This is a genomic window from Dongshaea marina, assembly GCF_003072645.1.
Taxonomy (GTDB): domain Bacteria; phylum Pseudomonadota; class Gammaproteobacteria; order Enterobacterales; family Aeromonadaceae; genus Dongshaea; species Dongshaea marina.
Map to the genome: position 1 here is coordinate 1,237,829 of NZ_CP028897.1, position 16,632 is coordinate 1,254,460.

The following is a 16,632-nucleotide window of genomic DNA, read 5'->3' on the forward strand; positions in this document are numbered from 1 at the left end:
CTTCGGATGAGTGTGGCTCACCGATTTGTCTGGTTTTTATCCGGAGACAATAACCTGTCTTGTGGATGGATGCTCTTGCCCATCAAATGATTCAATTAAGCCAAATTATCTGGGCTAGATCATTTTTCGAACCATCGACACTCTCATATTTGGCTCTGTTTACGTTTCAGATTTGCTTCTGTAGTTGGCAAGTGTTTCAGCCCGCAAGCCTGCTCTACTCTTCTATTTGACCTGCCTCTTCTCGCGACTAAGCTTTCTAATGGCTGCTCATCTTTGCTTTGCCAGTTTACCCCGCTCACTTCAGTGTTGCTTGAAATTAGCTCTAAAGAAACTTGAAATGAGCTTTGATAGTCTATACCATCAGTTTTCGAAAATTGATGAATCTCATGTTTTTGTCATGATCTGCTCCTGCCAAGGAGGGGATAGGAGACGACGTAGCCCGGGTGGAACAAGATAGTTGTTAGGACATCAGTCTGGAAGAAGGGTAAGTATGGCAAGGTTACCAGCCCTTTAGCTTTGTTTAAATTTTCTTGTTGGTAGCCCAATAAGGTCGCTTTTTATGCGTGAAAGGTACTTGCAAGAATACCTAAATTGAACTTAAGTGAATTTGTAAAATTACACCTATAGATAAAGGGTGAGGATGAAGATGAACAGCGTACCGAGTAAACAGCAAGAGCACTTTACTGAACACCCCGTTGTCATTGAGTTTATAAAAAGAATAGAGAAGGTCATGGATGAGGTTGTTCAGGGAAGGATGACGGTGAGTGAGGTGACTCACCGTTTTGAAACTATGAAAATGGATCTGTTCCAGCATACCTGAGACTTATAATTTGCTTATCATTTATTGAACTAACATACGACTGTACTTTAGATTATATCAGGGTGGTTGATTAAGGAAATCTAATCAATATTTGATTGGATCTAATCGATTTTTAATTCAGTGATTAAATAATGAATTGGATTAAAGAAAAAGAGTTTGGATGCATTCGCATATCCGAATCAGGACTCGTTTATACAGATATACAAGAGAACTCCCCTGATATTATAGGGGATATTCATTATGTACAGGATCTAAATGTCTATTTGTATAAACCAAAATCAGACATTCGACTTGATGCACATGAACTCAAGTGTATTCATTTCATACTGTCTAACTTAAACCAAGAAGCTAATGGATAAGGGAAATACCGATGAGTGAATTTAAAGATAAGGTAGTTGTTATTACTGGTGGTTCAAGTGGTATCGGTCTGGAGACAGCGAAATTATTTCACAAAGAAGGTGCCCAGGTTGTAATCATGAGCAGAACAGCCGAAGCGTTAGATAAAGCTGCTGCTGAAATCGGCTCTAATGTCATGGCTTTGAAGGTTGATGTTGCCAGTGTTTACGATCTGGAGCAAGCAGCCGCAACCATTAAAGAGGTTTATGGTCGTGTTGATGTCCTGTTCTCAAGCGCGGGTATTGCCCCGATGCTACCGTTTGAAATGGTTTCAGAAGAAATATTTGATGCTGTAGTCAATGCAAACTTCAAAGGCGCGTTCTTTACAGTTCAAAAGATTTCACCGCTAATGCCAGAAGGATCTTCAATCATCCTTACCAGCTCAACGGTTGCGAGCACCGGGGTTCCTAACTTCTCTGTATACTCAGCTAGCAAAGCTGCCGTCCGCTCGCTTGGTAGAACTTTGACGAGTGATTTGGCATCTAAGAAGATCCGCGTTAATACTATTAGTCCCGGCCCAATTGAAACGCCAATGCTGGACAAAACAGGGTTAACCAAGGAGCAGATGAACGGCTTCAAAGAAATGGCGGTCACGCAAACCCCAGTAGGACGATTTGGCTATCCGACCGACATTGCCGAGGCAGTCATGTTTTTTGCTTCTGAAAAGTCATCTTTCATAACTGGCGTAGAGTTGACCGTAGACGGCGGCAGAACTCAAATTTAACTATTTAGCCCCTTTTTATAAGGGGCTTTTTTAGAGGTTTTTATGAGAAAAATAGTGTTTTTTGCTGTTTGTGTTTTTGTGATTGCTGGGTTTTCATTTAATACGTTTGCGTCATCGAACAGCATTGTTTATGCTCGCTGCATTGACAAAGAGGGTCATTATATTTTCTGCCGTCAAGATAGTAGGACAAGTTATAGAAACATTCAACGCTTCATCATGCACGTCCACTGCCTTACTGGATTATGGAAAAAAGAGATAACGGTATCAATACCAGTTGGGGTTCAGAAAACATACTCCAAGACAGGCGGGTTGAATCTATGTGATTCCATGAGATTTGATTACACGCATACAACATTTGATGATGCTAACGGGGAGCAATACGACACGGGAGCTAAAGATGATTATAGTTATGCTTACCATAATGTTCTGATGATGTGGGATGAACATGCGAGAGATGGTAAAGGATGTTGGAAGGATGCTAGCCATAAAGATAATGGTCATGTTTCTTTTACTGATAAATGTGTGACCGTATTAAATAAAGGTTAATTAAAATGGAGAGGATACTTGTAAGGAGGCTGGTATTCATATGAAAATAAATTCAAGTATTCGGTAAAGTAACAATAAAAGTTGGGACATTATGTAATCTTCCATTACCCATTGTAGCATCCAAATCTGAGATTGTCAGAGCGATTAACTCAAGGGGAGAGCTCAAGTGGTGAGTGAAATAAGGACATGGGTGATGATTGATGTCCGTGCAACAGCAAAGTCTTACTATCTTACCTGAAGGCGTCATGCAGCAGAAGCGGAGAAGTTAGCTTGCCGCTAGCGATTAGTGTTGAAAAACTCCCCTATCAAGGCAAGCTCTTATAACAATCCCTGTAGTTAAGTGTTCAGGATGTAGCGAGTTCCTATTAGGATAATCTGTGAGTCATTTAGCCCGTTGGCGGCATGGATGCGGGCACCGAGCATACAGGATGTACTTGCTGTGTGGCGCATATGACTCATGGATTATTAGAGCAAACTGATCACCTTTCTTTCATGATTGATAATACAGGATGATAGCGTCTCCTGTCTGGTTTGAGTCTGCTTTTAGAGCCTTAATCGTTCTGACTTTTTGCTTAGGACTGCTTCCTGACAGGTGCCTTGATGTATCCGGATGCTACACAGGGGTTCGTGAACGATTGAGATGGAGGATTGACATACTGCTTCACTATCATGAACTTCTACTTTAGTCTGTGAGGTTTTAGGACGGTGGATTATAATTCATCGTCAAATCCTACTTTAAAATAACTTAAAATATGCAGTCTTTAGAGTGGGATTTACACCTTAGGTCAATAGAAAAACATAAAGTAGGAGTAGTAAGTGGATACTTTTTCTGACCGGTTGGCGGAAATGCTGGAGTTGCGGCACATGACACAGGCGGATCTCGCTAAAGCAGTCGGAGTGGGAACTGGGACTGTTTCGTATTGGATCAAAGGTGGGGCTAAAAAACCAGCTAAGTATCTACCTGCTATCTGTGCTGCCTTGCGTGTGACTGAGCTGTGGTTGGTTCATGGTGTGGGAGAGCCTGAAGGGGATGGAATCGAGCGAGTAGAGCAAGAGGTCCCTGTATCAGAGATAACGAATGATGGTTTTACAAGGCACGTTAGAATGCTTGATTACCAGAATTTGGAGCGGGATGGCGACTATCAGGGGTATATGCTGGTTGACTCAGAGATCCTTCAGGTAGGGTCGGTGATCATTGTTGACAGAAGGAAGACGGGGTCGGGGCTATACCTGTGTTGCAACGGCAAGGAAGTCTTTTTATCCCAACGAAAAGATAAGATCACGAGGGCTAGCTGGCATCATATTACAGATCAAAAAGTAAACCTGAACAATCTTGAGATCCTTGGTTACGTTTGCGGGCTCATTAACAATAGAGAATGGTAAATGCGGTATGCTGGAAATTATTTCAATTAAAAATGGAATAGTTCGCTGTAAGACCCAAAGTGGCAGGGAAGTTTCTTATAGAGATGTCGATGTTGTGAACAGCGGAGATATGATTTCATATTTCAATGAAGCAGACATCGAGCGGATCACTCGTTCGAGTAAGCAAACAGGCCTTGTGCTCAGAAAAGCAAATGGAAAGGCTGTCAGTTGTTACCAGTCAGATAATGTACAGCTACTCAGTGGGTTGAGTATCGCGTTCTCATTTTTTTCTCTGATTAGTGTGCTGGTCTCGTCCATGACCTCGATTACCTTGTTTGGGATCCACTTCCCTGCAGGGATCTTTATTTATCCGATCGGACTGATGCTGCTGGATGTGATTAATGAGAGTTTTGGAGCCGAACATTCAAGAAAGACGATTTACATCTCAACAGGAATCATCCTGGGAGCGGCTATTGTTATTGCTTGGCTTGTGAGCATGCCAAGGGAGTATATGAGTGACTACCAGGTGATTCAGGAAGTCTTCTCCAAGTCAGTTGGTTATCTGCTTGTGTTTTCGATCGCCTTTTTGATTTCTAACTACCTGAATGCGCTGGTATTTACTAAGCTCAAGTCGCTTTTTCTGGGCCGTTTTCTATGGCTTCGCTGTGTTCTGGCGGCGCTGGCCTGTCAGCTGATTATTTCATTATCGATAACGGTGCATCACTGGCTTGATCATGGGATCACGTATCGTTTCCTGTTGATCGTCTCGACTATGTATCTGTTAAAAATCGCTTTAGTAGCCCTGTTTTCACCCTGTACTTACCTGTTTGTTTGGTATTCGAAGGCTAAATTCAGGCAGGGAAACCCGATCCCCTCATAGAAGATTTCCGGTCACAAGGATGTGGCTGTTCGTGTTTTGGATACAGGACAAAGTGCATCAATGAGCGCTGTCTCGACTCCTGAACGTGGCATCTTTTGGTGTGATCCACCCAGGTTAGTGAGATGACCGAGTGGGGGAAGGTCACAGTAACCTGGTGGACCCACAGCATCCAGGGGCTGCATAAGAATGATTTTATCTGTGCGGTTAAGTGTGATCACCTGTTTGATTAGTCGCTGAGGGCTGTGAGTTGACTCTTTAAAGGAGGGCTCACAGCTCTATGGCCTGGCAGTGTAGCTCAGATTACTGAGAGCGTTTTAGTAGCTCTGGCAGGGTTTGCTGCAGCTCCTGGCAGGCACTAAGGTAGTGGGCTTTGAGCAGGCTTTCTGCTCTGTCTGGATCGCGTGCCAGCAGAGCATCCACCAGAGCGACATGCTCTTTTTGGTTCGCCTCAAAGACTGTGCTGCTTGCCATATTATGTTTAAGCCATAAATTTCGGTAGCGCGACGCTTTCTCATAGAGCTCCTGGTGGATGCGTAATAATGTTGGAGAAGCGCAGCCCCGAACAATCGCGTCATGAAACTCGTGATGGATCAGCTCCCAGCTCTCTATTTCCTGCTGACTTTTGCTTTGTAGATCACCGGCCTTTTTTAACCGGTGAGCCGCAGCCAGAATACCTGCCTCCCAGATATCATCACCCCGTTCGATCGCCTTACGTACGCATAGGCCTACTATATCGGCACGGATCTCATAGATATCTAGCATCTCTTTAAGACCGATGGGAGTGACCCTGAATCCCCGCTGATTTTCGACCTCGACAAGCTGCTCAGTGATTAATTGCGATAGTGCTTCGCGTAAAGGTGTGACACCTGCCTGGTAGCGTTCTTTAAGGCGAGCCATTTTAAGCTTTTCGCCGGGGGCGAAGTAGCCACTCAAAATATCTTTTTTGAGAAGCTTTAGGGCCTGACTCCCTGAGTTTTCGCTGGTGATAACCGATTGGAGTTGGGGCGTTTGCGTCATCTTATTCTCTTCATGGCTTACTTTATCGAGCGTATTTTAGCGGAATCGATGGCGCTAAGGCAAAAGGATTGTTGACAATGTGCAATAATGTCGACATTATTTTGCTCTGTCGCCATTATTGGTTTCGTATGACTCAAGGAGCAAAGTATGGATACTCTGGGTTCACCTTGTAAGCAGCTTGATGCACAAGGGTTTAAGGTTTCGACTTTTACAGATAATGAACGGTTGCAGGTCATCACTCTCAGTCACGACCTGGTTCAGAAGTTTCGTCAGGAGTGCCTGCAGTGGCCTGTCCAGGCGCTGGAATACAAGCCATTTTTACGTTTTGTCCTGGCTGAGCGGTTGGATGCTTTATCGAATTACGGCTTACGACTTACTTTGAGGGGGATCCTGGGTAGGCGTGAGCAGGGGGCTTTTCTGTTGCAGGTTGAAGAGAGTCCGTTGGAGTCTTTTGAAGGGCAAACCGAGTTTTATATCCAGCTTTCTACGGCCATCTCCCATCTTATCGGAATGCCAAATTTTGATGCCATGTATGGTAAATATTATGCGCGCTTTACGGTAAAAAACAGTGATGATAGTGATAGTTACCTGTGTCAGGCCCACCGCCCCTAGAGCTGCATAACGATGGGACCTATGTGGATGAGCGGACTGATTTTGTACTCATGATGAAGCTGGCAGAGGAAAATATGCTGGGGGGCGATTCCCGATTACTTCATCTGGATGACTGGCAGGAGCTGGAGAGGTTTTATCATCACCCCCTGGCGAAACAGGCGATTCCATGGGGAGCTCCTCCCAGTAAAAATGTAACCTGTAAGGTTGAGCATTCGGTTTTTTTTGAAGAGGACTGCCAGGGCAGGCCCCATATGTTGTATATCGATCAATTCGCGGAGCCGCAGAATTTAGCACAAGGCTTGTATCTGCACCAGCTGGGAGAGTCACTGGAGAATGATCCATATGTCTTTAATGTTCAGGTGCCGGTTGGATCTATGCTCGTGGTGCAGAATCACTGCTGGTTGCATGGTCGGGATAAGTTTATCGAAAGCCCTGGTCTACGCCGTGAGCTGTTACGGCAACGCGGACATTTTTGCTAATCAGTGAGGTGGCGGCTTGCCACCTGTTCTTTTAACGGAATAAGAAGTGGCACTCTATGGAGTTTGATTACATTATCATCGGTGGTGGCATTGTTGGGGTTTCAACGGCCTGGCAGCTTAAGCAGAAATACCCGGATAAGCGGATTCTATTACTGGAAAAAGAAGACCGATTTGCCAAACATCAGACGGGCCATAATAGTGGCGTGATCCATGCCGGGGTCTACTATGCGCCAGGAAGTCTGAAGGCCCAGTTTTGCCGTCAGGGACTGGCGGCGACCATCAACTTTTGTCAAAAGCATGAGATCCCTTATGAGCAGTGTGGCAAATTACTGGTTGCGACCAGCCCTCTTGAAGTCGAGAGGATGCAGGCTCTTTATCAGCGTTGCCTGAAAAATGGTATCGAGGCTGAGTTACTTACTTCTGATGAGCTTAAGGAGCGTGAGCCACATATTAATGGACTCGGAGCGATCTTTGTCAGACAGACCGGGATTGTTGATTATCGCAGGCTGACCACTCAAATGGCGGATTGTTTCATGGCGTTGGGAGGCGTGAGTTTTTTAAACGCGAAAGTCACCGGTCTTACTGAATGTAAGAGTCATATTGAAGTGTGTTACCAGCAGCAGGGAGAGCAAAAGCAGATCAGGGGCCGCTACCTCATTAGTTGCTCCGGCCTGATGGCGGATCGCATGACCAGAATGTTAGGGATCAAAACTGATTTTCAGATCATTCCTTTTCGGGGTGAATACTACCGTTTAGCTGCGCAGCATAATCATATTGTGAACCATCTTATTTACCCTATTCCAGATCCTGAGCTTCCTTTTCTAGGCGTTCATCTGACACGAATGATTGATGGCTCGGTGACCGTGGGGCCAAATGCGGTGCAGGGCTGGAAGCGGGAAGGCTATGGCAAGATTAATCTTAGCTTGCGAGACACCTGGGATATGCTTTGCTTCAGAGGGTTTTGGAGGGTCTTAAAGAATAACTTTTCGACAGGAGTTACCGAGACCAAAAATTCCTGGTGGAAACCCGGCTACCTCAAGCAGGTTCAAAAATACTGCCCCAGCCTCAAGCTTGAAGATCTTCGCCCTTATCCTGCGGGAGTTAGAGCGCAGGCGGTTCTCAGGGATGGTAGCCTGGTCCATGATTTTTTATTTGTGAATACCAAGCGATCACTTCATGTGTGTAATGCACCATCGCCTGCGGCGACCTCCGCGATACCGATAGGTGATTATATCTGTCGTCAGGTAGAGAAACATGGCGAGCTGCTATTTTAATTGACCAGTGAAAGGGGGACTCCTATAAGTTCTGGGAGTATTGACTCCAGTATTCTTGGGGGCCTGAGAGGGGAAAAGCGCGACTGGCACGAATGGATGGGGCTGACTAGGCTTAGTGAAGCGTTATCATCCTTCTCGATGATTGCTGTTTCGTAAGGAGTCGCTATGTCATTGCCGCTCACACAACCCAGCCTCCAGCTTCGCCAGCTGTTCGATCCTGAGTCCTGTGCCTATACCTATCTGCTGATTGACTCGGTGACAAGTGCGGCACTACTCATCGATCCTGTGCGAGAGCAGCTTGATCGTGATCTCAGGCTGATTGAGGAGCTGGGGGTTCAACTGATGTTTACTCTCGAAACCCATGTGCACGCCGATCATATTACCTCCTCGGGGCAGATCCGCCAGCAGACCGGAGCCAAGATTGGCTTTAGTGCGGCGGCGAATATTGCCGGGGCCGATATCTCTCTTAAGGAGGGCGATTCTTTGCCCCTGGGGCAGCATCAGATAAGAGCGATAGCCACCCCGGGGCATACCTCGGGGTGTACCTGCTACTATGTGGACGGCATGTTATTCAGCGGCGATACCCTGCTGATCCGGGGGTGTGGCCGAGCCGACTTCCAAGAGGGTGATCCGGGTGCCCTCTATGACAGTGTGACCAAAAAGCTCTTTACCCTGCCGGATGAAACCCGGGTGTATCCGGCCCATGATTACAATGGTCGAACCATGTCGAGTATCGGTGAAGAGAAGCGCTGGAACCTTAGGTTAGGTCAGGGGCGCTCCCGGGAAGCCTTTATCGAGATCATGAATCATCTTAACCTTCCCCTGCCAAAAAAAATCAAAGAGGCGGTGCCTGCAAATCAGCAGTGCGCCATGGATGAGCCTGCACAAGAAGGCGAGTGAGGTGCATCACCTCACTCGCTGTACCTGAGTTAATTAAAGCCTTCCAACACGATTTTGCCGATCGCCTTACCGGATTCTATATGGGCATGGGCTCGCCTGAGGCTGGTGGCATTGATGCTGCCATAATGTTCCCCCAGAGTGCTCTTGAGTATTCCCTGATCAAACATGGAGGAAACTCGGTTAAGGAGCTCCCGCTGTTTATCCATGTCGGCGGTTTGATACATGGAGCGGGTGAACATCATCTCCCAGTGCAGTGAGATCGACTTAGGTTTCAGCAACATGATATCCAGGCCGTTTTCAGGGTCGTCAATCAGGGCGAGCTTGCCACGAGGGGCCATCACTTCAACCAGCTCGGCAAAGTGTTGCTCTGTGTGGGTCAGGCTGATGACATGGGTGATCTCTCCGATACCTGCTTTCTCAAGCTCCTCACGCAGCGGGCGGCTGTGGTCTATGACATGATCGGCCCCCAGAGTCTTGACCCATTGCTGACTTTCGGGGCGGGATGCGGTTGCTATGATGGTGGCCGATGTCAGTTGAGCGGCTAATTGAGTCAGGATTGAGCCAACGCCCCCTGCGGCTCCGACGATCAATAGTCTGCACTCGGGATCTTTTGTTTGGGAGGGGTGATTTTTAAATTCCAGGCAATCAAACAGTAGCTCCCAGGCGGTAATGGCGGTTAGAGGGATCGCGGCGGCCTCTGCGTTGCTCAGTGATTTTGGTTTGTGTCCAACAATTCTTTCATCAACCAGCTGATATTCGGCATTGGAGCCGGGACGGGTCAGATCGCCTGCGTACCAAACCTTATCTCCAACCCGGTAAGCGCTGACCTCATCCCCGGTCGCGACCACCTCAGCAACCGCATCCCAGCCCAGGATCCCGGGATGAGCGAGATCAGGCTGTCGATTTTTTCGTACCTTGGTATCGACCGGATTCACCGAGACAGCTGCAACTTTTACCAGGAGATCGCGCCCGGCTGGCTGTGGGGTTGGCAGCTCAATATCGAGCAGTGACTTTAGTTCCTGGATTGGCAGGCAGTGTTGATAGGCAACGGCTTTCATTATCTTTCTCCTCGGTGAGTATGGATGACATTATCGGCCGAGCTATTTACACTAAAAAGAGGGTAATATTTAAAACACTATCAAAAAATATTTGATTATGAATGTCGAAGATCTGCAACTCTTTGTCTCTATCGCGGATACCGGCGGGATCAGCCGCTCGGCTCAGCTTCTGGATATGACTCCTGCTGCGGCCAGTGCCGCGCTCAAACGTCTGGAGCAGCAGCTCGGATGTGAGCTGTTTATTCGCTCGACCCGCCAGCTCAGGATCACCGCTCCGGGGGAGCGTTTTCTGGCACACTGCCGCACAGCTCTTGCCAGCCTGGAGCAGGCAAGAGCAGCCATTGATGAACCGGGTGGGGAAATGTCCGGTGAGATCCGCTTGTCGGTATCTTCGGATCTGGGGCGAAATTTTGTGCTGCCCTGGTTGGATCAGCTGATGGAGTTACACCCCAAGCTCTCATTGCACCTGAGCCTGGGTGATGCCCTGGTGGATTTTTATATGCAGCGAGTTGATGTGGCGCTGCGCTATGGCTGGCCGGAGGATTCATCGATGATTGCGCTGCCAATCTCTTCGATTGAGCGGGTGGTGTGTGCCTCCCCAGAGTATATCGCCCGGTATGGCGCTCCCGAGTATCCGGAGGAGCTAGAGGCCCATAATGCACTCTTGTACCAGCTGGGTAGCCGAACCCATGATCAATGGAAATTTCGTGACAACGAGGGTCACTATAAGATCAAGGTTGTGGGGAACCGGGTCAGCAATGATGGTGAGGTGGTGCACCGCTGGGCGTTGGCCGGCAAGGGGATTGCCTTTAAGTCAAAGTTGGATATCGCCGCGGATCTTAAAGCCGGGCGGCTGGTGCAGCTTTTGGGAAATTACCAGCAGGAGCCGACTCAGCTATACCTTATTTGCCCCTCAAGGGCCAAGGTGACCCCCGTGGTGTTGAAACTTCGGGATTATCTGCGTGAGCAGTGCCAGCTTTTGCTCGAATAGCTCCTGAGCACCTGCCCAGGCAGGTAGGGTTATTCGAGAAGTTGTTGCACCCGGCCGACCTCTCCGGTCTCGAGGCGAACCTTGATCCCGTGGGGGTGAGTCGGGGACTTGGTCAGCAGGGTTTGTACTACCCCTTCGGTCAGCTTGCCACTGCGTTGATCCTGTTTTTGAACAATCGCAACCCGGCTTCCGGGCTGGATCTCTTTTCTACCTGGTACGGACATAGTTACCCCTATCGTATGATGTCCGGGCATTATAGCCTAAGGATGAGGCTTTAACCGATTTTGCTTTTATCGCTGTTGTGAGTATGTGAGCTCGCCTCTTTGGTCAGCTTCAATTTAGCTATGCTAGGTGCTTGTGGCTTCATCACAGAGTCGGGGTCGAGTTGTAATTTCGAGTACGTGGTTACAGTTGAGGTGGGATGGATGCTCGGCTTAATCCAGTCCCATATTTTAAGGACTTCTAGGGAAAGAGAAAGGGCAAAACCTAAATAAGCAATGGCTCTAGTTTTGCTGAAATGATTAGCACTTATTGCGATCTGCTTTTCGGTATTGCGGTGTGCGATCAGTATTAATGAAGTTTCTAGGCCTTTCTCTGTGAGTGTGACTTTATCGACCCCAATCGTACTTACCACCTTTGCTCGCTCTCTGCTGACAAAGTCATACTCCAATAAGCGGGCTAATACACGCTCAATTGCAATCATGGTTTGTACTTCAGGCTCACTTTTACCTTTAGATGTGCAGTCAATAGCGGACTCCTCCGCAAAAAACGTCATCCGCCTGTAAACTTCAGGTCCGTGACGGTAGAAAAAATCTGTATCTTGTTGGAGCCTTAGGTTATCGGTTTGGGGGATATTGCCCTTAAGGTAGTCCCAATGTTTCTTTTCATGCCCACTTGGGAGAAACAGCTCCCCATATTTGTTTAGCGCGATCAGAGCACCATGCCACTCAATAGGTTTTAATTCATCGATGATCTTTTGCTCATCGTTCGATACGTCATCAGTCATGTTTCGCTGATCTCCTGCTAGCTATGGCCTGGTTGCGTTTGGATTCTATTAGAAGCGCTAATGTCAGGAAAGAAATTGCCGAAAATCGACAGTGCTTACAGTCGGTGGTTTGAACTGTGGTTGTCAAAGCGAGTCCTTAGAGGACACACGTTCTACGGATTTTGAAATAAAATTAGGCAACAAGGTGCCCTGGGCATGACTTTTGTATCAACTTGTGACAGAGCTCAAATTGAATAAATAGCAGTCGCCGCTGATACTGAAAGCAGCAGCCTGTATTGGGGAGCGGGGTCATGGCGCAAAAGATAATTCTGATTGTAGTGCTGTTATTGATATTTTTTGCAGTGCTATTTCCACCCTGGACGGCAAGTCCGGCGAATACCGATGCCGGAATGTTTCAGATCCATTTTGGCTTTATGCTGAGTATTCCCGAAGCAATTGAGCAGATGTGGGTGAAGATCGCCGTCAAGGTCTTGGCTCTGGAGATCATCGCGATCTGCTGCATTGGAGGAATCGCTTACTGTATTGCCAGCATGTTTGGTGGTGAGCCCAAGAAAAAGGCAGATGATGACGAAGATGATGAGGATGATCGCCGCCGCTAAAGCTGCTCAGGGCTAAGGAGTACCTCCAGAGCTTAGGGAGGTTTAGCTTGCTCCTGGCTCAAGTCATGGGGAGCTAGAGTTTCAAGCCTGGTATGTGAGTGATGACCCAGGGAGCCCCACAACTGTATCCGGGACACCGATGGAGCCACCCGATGTGTGGCTCCATCGCTTTTATCTCATCACATCAGCTGTGAGGCTTTATAAGAATTCCTGGAGCAGCCAGTAACTCACCGGGTTATCCGGACACTGATAGGGGCCGCACTCGATAAAGGTCATGATGAAGGTCAGGAGAACACTGATGATTGCCAGCAGGCATACCATCTTTGCAATCATCCCCATTTGCGGGGCGATGACCGGCTCATCGGTGGAGAGCAGGAGTAAAATGGCTGTACCCAGTATGGTCAGTGAAAAAATAACAAAGGCCCAAGTGTAATAGTGAAGGCCCAGGATGGCGCTGCCGTAAGGGGGAGTGCCTGGGATCACATGCAAAGAGATCTGGCGCAGGGCCACGGCGGCACCAAACAGGGCGGCAACCAGGATAAGACCATAGTGGCGTTTGCGGGGGCCCTCGACCACATTGAGCAGGAATCCAAACATCACGGCGGCAAATCCAACCCTCTGCAGCAGGCACAGGGGGCAGGGGAGCTCATTGAGGATAAACTGAAAGACCAAACCTGCGATGAGCACCAGGCTGAGCAAAAACAGGGCCAGAATATTCAGGGGGCGGGTCAGGATATCAAACATGATCAAGCCTCCTTAGAGCAAAATGGTCAGGGGATCGGTGGCATGATGGGCAAACCAGAACACCGCCAGGATCAGGCTCACCACAAACAGGAGGTACCCAATGCTAGTCTTTTTGCCAAAGACGGCGATCATGGCCAGGGCCTGGATCAAAAAAATTAACGACATCATGAGTCACACTCCTTGTCTCTCATCTCGTTGGGGATTTCTCTTGATTAAGTGTAGGAGTGAACTGAAAAGGTGAGGAGAATATTCCAAGATATCATGGCGATATTGGTTTGCTGTGCCCGAAACGAGTGAGGGACTCTCGTAGCAAGTCGATCAAATGGGAGCCTTCATCAAGTTTGCCATCAAACAGCCGGCTGAGTTTACCGGCTTAGGTTGCTCTCTGGAGCTGTATTTTGCTGGCAGCCTTCAGAAACTTCCAGTTCAGTATATCCGGTTTGCGGATCTGCGGCCCTGCTAAAGACAAGGTTCGAATAGCTATGGATTATCAGCTCGGCGGTGGTATCGACAATCGAACCTTCAAGCAGGTGCCCACCTAGGACCTCACCCTTTTCATTTGCCACAGAGATATGCAGATGCTGATTATGAGGGGTCAGGGTGCCCATCACAGAGACAATCTCAAGTGGGGCTGAGAGTTTGAGAGTCTGTGCGGCACCAGCCAAACGGATGTTCAGCCTGGATAAGCAGCCGGCGCATGAGGCGATGCTTCCTGCCCGGATCTGATGGCGGGTGACCAGCTGTTGAATGCTCTGTTTGAGATCTGCGCCTCTGGTCAGGCGGGTGGCAATAGGGGTGATCATGTAAAGCCTCGATGGAGTGAAGTTTCGGATTTTTTGCTACTTTTAAAACTGAGCGACTGTCGTGTCGCCCAGTTCAGTTAGGCCTGAGTCGCTATTGGCATTCGCCATGGATCAATTCGATGAAAAAGCGCATTCCGGTCTCGATCGCCGAGTCATCAAACTGATAATCCGGGGTATGTAATCCGGCACAGTTCTCGCCGTTGCCGATAAAGGCAAAGCAGCCGGGAATTTTCTCAAGATAAAATGAGAAGTCCTCGGAGAAGTTAAAGGGCTCGCTGAGCTCAATCACCTTATCTTCTCCAACAGCCCTGCGTGCAGCAGCCAGGGCGGTTTGAGCATTTTGCCGATGATTGACTGTGGGAGGGTAGCGCCGGGTGTAGCTCGCCTGAGCCTTGCAATGAAAGGCCTGGGCACTGGTATTGGCCAGCTCGATGATCCGCTGCTCCAGAATATCCCGGGTCTTTGGGGTGAAACTTCGGGCCGTACCACACAGGCTGACTTGAGATGGGATCACATTGGGGGCGTTCATATCCCCGCCATGAATATGGCCGACACTGACCACTGCTGCCTCACTGGCCGGAACATTACGGCTGGTGATGGTGTGCAGCATGGTGATGAAGTGGGCCGTTGCCAGGCTTGGGTCGGTGACCTTGTGCGGCATGGCACCATGGCCTCCACTTCCCAAAAACTCAACCTGCCAGGTATCTCCGGCGGCAGTCACGGCTCCCGAACGGGTCGCGATTTTTCCAACGACCATGCCCGGGAGATTGTGTAGCCCATAGATGGCCTGGATCGGGAAGCGCTCAAACAGACCCTCCTCTATCATCACTCGGGCTCCGGCCTCTCCCTCCTCTGCGGGTTGAAACAGAAAATAGACAGTCCCGGCAAAATCATTGTGCTCAGATAAGTAGCGGGCGGTGGCAAGCAAGATGGCGGTGTGGCCATCGTGACCACAGGCATGGCTGGCTCCCGGGATCTGAGAGCGAACACTGTGCTCAGCTGATTCTTCAATATTCAGGGCATCCATGTCGGCTCTCAGGGCGATGTTGGGACCTTCACCCCTGCTGCCTTTGAGGATGGCAACCAGCCCGGTCTGCGCAAGTCCCTGATGAACCTCAAGTCCTAACTCCTGGAGAAACTGACTCACCCGGGCACTGGTTTTATGCAGTGCAAAGCTTATCTCCGGATGTTGATGAAGCTGATGGCGAGTAAGGGTGAGTTCTGCGGCGATCGCTTTGAGACGGGAGGTATCGATAGTCATGGGGACTCCTGAATATGAAGGGCTGGAAGGAGTGTAACAGGTTCGTGATTATATCTGATGTTGATTTTAGGGCTCTTCTGCGTTGGTTTAGATTGTAGTGCCTCTATTTGTTAATAAATCTAACAAAATGGTCAGAATTAATTGATTCAAAACTAGTCAGTATACGCATAAATTACAAGGAGTTAATAGAACTGTCCCTAATGATAAATAAGGATTTTTTATGACTTCAATTACAAAACAATTGAGCTCTGATGAGACTGTACTGGCTGCCGGTTGCTTTAATGCGCTATCGGCACTGGCGATTGAGCAAGCGGGATTTTCCATGACCTATCTTTCAGGTGCCAATATCGCTTATCACCAGCTGGGACGGCCGGATGTGGGCCTGGTGAGTATGACAGAGGTTGCGGCGACCCTGGAGCGGGTTTGCGAACGGGTCGAAATTCCAGTGATTGTGGATGCCGACACTGGCTTTGGTAATGAGGTAAACACCCACAGAACGGTACGCCTGTTTGAGAAGATGGGGGCGGCGGCCATTCAGCTCGAAGACCAGGTGACTCCCAAGCGCTGCGGCCATCTTAAGGGGAAATCACTCATCTCCAGTGAAGAGATGCTCATTAAGCTTGATGCTGCGCTGCAGGCGCGGCGCAGTGAGGATACGTTGATCATTGCACGGACCGATGCGATTGCTGTTGAGGGGTTTGATGCAGCATTAGCCCGGGCTCATGCCTATGTTGAGGCGGGGCCGATATGTTGTTTGTTGAGGCGCCTGGCGATTTGGAGCAACTCAGGGAGATTGGTCGTGCCTTTTCAGGTAAGACTCGCTTGATGCTGAATCAGGTTGAAGGGGGAGTGACTCCGATTGTGTCACCCATACTCGCTCAGGAATATGGCTTTGATCTGGTGTTTTATCCCACGGCTCTGACCCGAGCATTCGGTTTTATGGCGCAGCAGTTTTTAACCACCCTCAAGGCTGAAGGGACCAGCAACTCGATGCGCGATCAGATGTTTGATATCCAGCAGCTCAACGAGATGCTGGAGACTCAGTCTTTCATGGCCTCCATTACCCCGAAACGTCAGGATATCCTGGCTCAGGGAAAGGCGGTTGAAGGGTTATAAGCGTGCTATCTCTCTCGGGCGCCATGTATCTCTTCTTCACGACT

The 16,632-nt window shown here is 48.6% G+C and carries 21 protein-coding genes and 1 pseudogene; 14 read left to right on the forward strand and 8 right to left on the reverse strand.

From position 1 onward, the window contains the following. Window positions 1–646 precede the first annotated feature (646 nt). The 6 genes and pseudogenes from DB847_RS06160 to DB847_RS06190 form a co-directional block, all read left to right on the forward strand. Window positions 647–820, forward strand: coding sequence for a hypothetical protein (locus DB847_RS06160; protein ID WP_159084424.1), 174 nt, complete (start codon window positions 647–649; stop codon window positions 818–820). 370 nt (window positions 821–1,190) lie between these two features. Further along, on the forward strand, window positions 1,191–1,940 hold the full coding sequence (locus DB847_RS06170; protein WP_108649898.1) for an SDR family oxidoreductase: 750 nt from the start codon (window positions 1,191–1,193) through the stop codon (window positions 1,938–1,940). A gap of 42 nt (window positions 1,941–1,982) precedes the next feature. Beyond that, window positions 1,983–2,486, forward strand: coding sequence for a hypothetical protein (locus DB847_RS06175; RefSeq protein WP_108649899.1), 504 nt, complete (start codon window positions 1,983–1,985; stop codon window positions 2,484–2,486). A gap of 816 nt (window positions 2,487–3,302) precedes the next feature. Then, complete coding sequence (locus DB847_RS06180; protein WP_108649900.1) at window positions 3,303–3,869, forward strand: helix-turn-helix domain-containing protein; 567 nt, start codon at window positions 3,303–3,305, stop codon at window positions 3,867–3,869. Between the two features lie 7 nt (window positions 3,870–3,876). Then, window positions 3,877–4,728 carry a queuosine precursor transporter gene (locus tag DB847_RS06185; RefSeq protein WP_108649901.1) on the forward strand — a complete coding sequence of 284 codons (852 nt, stop codon included), beginning with the start codon at window positions 3,877–3,879 and terminating at the stop codon, window positions 4,726–4,728. Window positions 4,729–4,850: 122 nt separating this feature from the next. Beyond that, a pseudogene (locus DB847_RS06190) lies at window positions 4,851–4,958 on the forward strand (4a-hydroxytetrahydrobiopterin dehydratase); the annotation flags it as partial. Between the two features lie 70 nt (window positions 4,959–5,028). On the opposite strand, the gene csiR reads toward DB847_RS06190, so the two are convergent. Beyond that, entirely contained in the window at window positions 5,029–5,745 is a 717-nt protein-coding gene (gene csiR, locus DB847_RS06195; RefSeq protein ID WP_108649902.1) for a DNA-binding transcriptional regulator CsiR, read from the reverse strand. Window positions 5,746–5,892: 147 nt separating this feature from the next. Between csiR and DB847_RS25950 the strand changes: the two genes are divergently transcribed. The 4 genes from DB847_RS25950 to DB847_RS06210 all read left to right on the forward strand — a co-directional run bounded on the left by DB847_RS25950 (window position 5,893) and on the right by DB847_RS06210 (window position 9,010). Next, window positions 5,893–6,357 (forward strand): carbon starvation induced protein CsiD, encoded by a 465-nt coding sequence (locus DB847_RS25950; protein ID WP_267897743.1) that lies wholly within the window; start codon window positions 5,893–5,895, stop codon window positions 6,355–6,357. Further along, a complete protein-coding gene (locus DB847_RS25955) occupies window positions 6,336–6,836 on the forward strand; it encodes a carbon starvation induced protein CsiD (protein ID WP_267897744.1) in 501 nt (166 codons plus the stop codon). Before DB847_RS25950 ends, DB847_RS25955 begins: the two co-directional genes overlap by 22 nt. 56 nt (window positions 6,837–6,892) lie before the next feature. Next, window positions 6,893–8,110, forward strand: a complete 1,218-nt coding sequence (lhgO, locus tag DB847_RS06205; RefSeq protein WP_108649903.1) for an L-2-hydroxyglutarate oxidase — start codon at window positions 6,893–6,895, stop codon at window positions 8,108–8,110. 165 nt (window positions 8,111–8,275) lie between these two features. Continuing rightward, complete coding sequence (locus tag DB847_RS06210) at window positions 8,276–9,010, forward strand: MBL fold metallo-hydrolase (RefSeq protein WP_108649904.1); 735 nt, start codon at window positions 8,276–8,278, stop codon at window positions 9,008–9,010. Window positions 9,011–9,039: 29 nt separating this feature from the next. On the opposite strand, the gene DB847_RS06215 is transcribed toward DB847_RS06210, so the two are convergent. After that, the gene (locus tag DB847_RS06215; RefSeq protein ID WP_108649905.1) at window positions 9,040–10,068 is read right to left on the reverse strand and encodes a zinc-binding alcohol dehydrogenase family protein; all 1,029 of its coding nucleotides are present in this window, start codon (window positions 10,066–10,068) and stop codon (window positions 9,040–9,042) included. Window positions 10,069–10,165: 97 nt separating this feature from the next. Between DB847_RS06215 and DB847_RS06220 the strand changes: the two genes are divergently transcribed. Then, window positions 10,166–11,059, forward strand: coding sequence for a LysR family transcriptional regulator (locus DB847_RS06220; protein WP_108649906.1), 894 nt, complete (start codon window positions 10,166–10,168; stop codon window positions 11,057–11,059). 29 nt (window positions 11,060–11,088) lie between these two features. Here the strand turns inward: DB847_RS06220 and DB847_RS06225 are convergent, their stop codons facing one another. Together DB847_RS06225 and DB847_RS06230 are read right to left on the reverse strand one after the other, a co-directional pair. Further along, window positions 11,089–11,283, reverse strand: coding sequence for a YwbE family protein (locus tag DB847_RS06225; RefSeq protein ID WP_108649907.1), 195 nt, complete (start codon window positions 11,281–11,283; stop codon window positions 11,089–11,091). 50 nt (window positions 11,284–11,333) lie between these two features. Beyond that, window positions 11,334–12,065, reverse strand: coding sequence for a hypothetical protein (locus DB847_RS06230; protein ID WP_108649908.1), 732 nt, complete (start codon window positions 12,063–12,065; stop codon window positions 11,334–11,336). A gap of 290 nt (window positions 12,066–12,355) precedes the next feature. Here DB847_RS06230 and DB847_RS06235 point away from each other — a divergent pair, with 290 nt between their 5' ends. After that, a complete protein-coding gene (locus tag DB847_RS06235) occupies window positions 12,356–12,664 on the forward strand; it encodes a hypothetical protein (RefSeq protein ID WP_108649909.1) in 309 nt (102 codons plus the stop codon). A gap of 198 nt (window positions 12,665–12,862) precedes the next feature. Here DB847_RS06235 and DB847_RS06240 read toward each other — a convergent pair whose 3' ends face one another. From DB847_RS06240 to DB847_RS06250, 4 genes are all read right to left on the reverse strand, one after another. Continuing rightward, window positions 12,863–13,408 carry a disulfide bond formation protein B gene (locus DB847_RS06240; protein ID WP_108649910.1) on the reverse strand — a complete coding sequence of 182 codons (546 nt, stop codon included), beginning with the start codon at window positions 13,406–13,408 and terminating at the stop codon, window positions 12,863–12,865. A gap of 12 nt (window positions 13,409–13,420) precedes the next feature. Then, complete coding sequence (locus DB847_RS24815) at window positions 13,421–13,576, reverse strand: DUF5993 family protein (RefSeq protein WP_199911748.1); 156 nt, start codon at window positions 13,574–13,576, stop codon at window positions 13,421–13,423. Between the two features lie 197 nt (window positions 13,577–13,773). After that, entirely contained in the window at window positions 13,774–14,211 is a 438-nt protein-coding gene (locus DB847_RS06245) for a PPC domain-containing DNA-binding protein (RefSeq protein ID WP_108649911.1), read from the reverse strand. Between the two features lie 91 nt (window positions 14,212–14,302). Beyond that, window positions 14,303–15,472 (reverse strand): amidohydrolase, encoded by a 1,170-nt coding sequence (locus DB847_RS06250; protein WP_108649912.1) that lies wholly within the window; start codon window positions 15,470–15,472, stop codon window positions 14,303–14,305. A 220-nt stretch (window positions 15,473–15,692) separates the two neighbouring features. On the opposite strand from DB847_RS06250, the gene DB847_RS06255 reads away from it, so the two are divergent. Together DB847_RS06255 and DB847_RS24820 are read left to right on the forward strand one after the other, a co-directional pair. Then, window positions 15,693–16,298: an isocitrate lyase/PEP mutase family protein gene (locus DB847_RS06255; RefSeq protein WP_199911749.1), complete on the forward strand. Its 606-nt coding sequence runs from the start codon at window positions 15,693–15,695 to the stop codon at window positions 16,296–16,298. Continuing rightward, on the forward strand, window positions 16,298–16,588 hold the full coding sequence (locus DB847_RS24820; RefSeq protein ID WP_199911750.1) for a hypothetical protein: 291 nt from the start codon (window positions 16,298–16,300) through the stop codon (window positions 16,586–16,588). The genes DB847_RS06255 and DB847_RS24820 overlap by 1 nt, the downstream gene beginning before the upstream one ends. Window positions 16,589–16,632 lie beyond the last annotated feature (44 nt).

What these genes read in the sequence shown, in the direction of transcription:
- DB847_RS06160 (WP_159084424.1), top strand. Translation starts at nt 647, where the DNA reads ATGAACAGCGTACCGAGTAAACAGCAAGAGCACTTTACTGAACACCCC.
- DB847_RS06170 (WP_108649898.1), top strand. Translation starts at nt 1,191, where the DNA reads ATGAGTGAATTTAAAGATAAGGTAGTTGTTATTACTGGTGGTTCAAGT.
- DB847_RS06175 (WP_108649899.1), top strand. Translation starts at nt 1,983, where the DNA reads ATGAGAAAAATAGTGTTTTTTGCTGTTTGTGTTTTTGTGATTGCTGGG.
- DB847_RS06185 (WP_108649901.1), top strand. Translation starts at nt 3,877, where the DNA reads ATGCTGGAAATTATTTCAATTAAAAATGGAATAGTTCGCTGTAAGACC.
- csiR (WP_108649902.1), bottom strand. Translation starts at nt 5,745, where the DNA reads ATGACGCAAACGCCCCAACTCCAATCGGTTATCACCAGCGAAAACTCA.
- DB847_RS25950 (WP_267897743.1), top strand. Translation starts at nt 5,893, where the DNA reads ATGGATACTCTGGGTTCACCTTGTAAGCAGCTTGATGCACAAGGGTTT.
- lhgO (WP_108649903.1), top strand. Translation starts at nt 6,893, where the DNA reads ATGGAGTTTGATTACATTATCATCGGTGGTGGCATTGTTGGGGTTTCA.
- DB847_RS06210 (WP_108649904.1), top strand. Translation starts at nt 8,276, where the DNA reads ATGTCATTGCCGCTCACACAACCCAGCCTCCAGCTTCGCCAGCTGTTC.
- DB847_RS06215 (WP_108649905.1), bottom strand. Translation starts at nt 10,068, where the DNA reads ATGAAAGCCGTTGCCTATCAACACTGCCTGCCAATCCAGGAACTAAAG.
- DB847_RS06220 (WP_108649906.1), top strand. Translation starts at nt 10,166, where the DNA reads ATGAATGTCGAAGATCTGCAACTCTTTGTCTCTATCGCGGATACCGGC.
- DB847_RS06225 (WP_108649907.1), bottom strand. Translation starts at nt 11,283, where the DNA reads ATGTCCGTACCAGGTAGAAAAGAGATCCAGCCCGGAAGCCGGGTTGCG.
- DB847_RS06230 (WP_108649908.1), bottom strand. Translation starts at nt 12,065, where the DNA reads ATGACTGATGACGTATCGAACGATGAGCAAAAGATCATCGATGAATTA.
- DB847_RS06235 (WP_108649909.1), top strand. Translation starts at nt 12,356, where the DNA reads ATGGCGCAAAAGATAATTCTGATTGTAGTGCTGTTATTGATATTTTTT.
- DB847_RS06240 (WP_108649910.1), bottom strand. Translation starts at nt 13,408, where the DNA reads ATGTTTGATATCCTGACCCGCCCCCTGAATATTCTGGCCCTGTTTTTG.
- DB847_RS24815 (WP_199911748.1), bottom strand. Translation starts at nt 13,576, where the DNA reads ATGATGTCGTTAATTTTTTTGATCCAGGCCCTGGCCATGATCGCCGTC.
- DB847_RS06245 (WP_108649911.1), bottom strand. Translation starts at nt 14,211, where the DNA reads ATGATCACCCCTATTGCCACCCGCCTGACCAGAGGCGCAGATCTCAAA.
- DB847_RS06250 (WP_108649912.1), bottom strand. Translation starts at nt 15,472, where the DNA reads ATGACTATCGATACCTCCCGTCTCAAAGCGATCGCCGCAGAACTCACC.
- DB847_RS06255 (WP_199911749.1), top strand. Translation starts at nt 15,693, where the DNA reads ATGACTTCAATTACAAAACAATTGAGCTCTGATGAGACTGTACTGGCT.
- DB847_RS24820 (WP_199911750.1), top strand. Translation starts at nt 16,298, where the DNA reads ATGCTGAATCAGGTTGAAGGGGGAGTGACTCCGATTGTGTCACCCATA.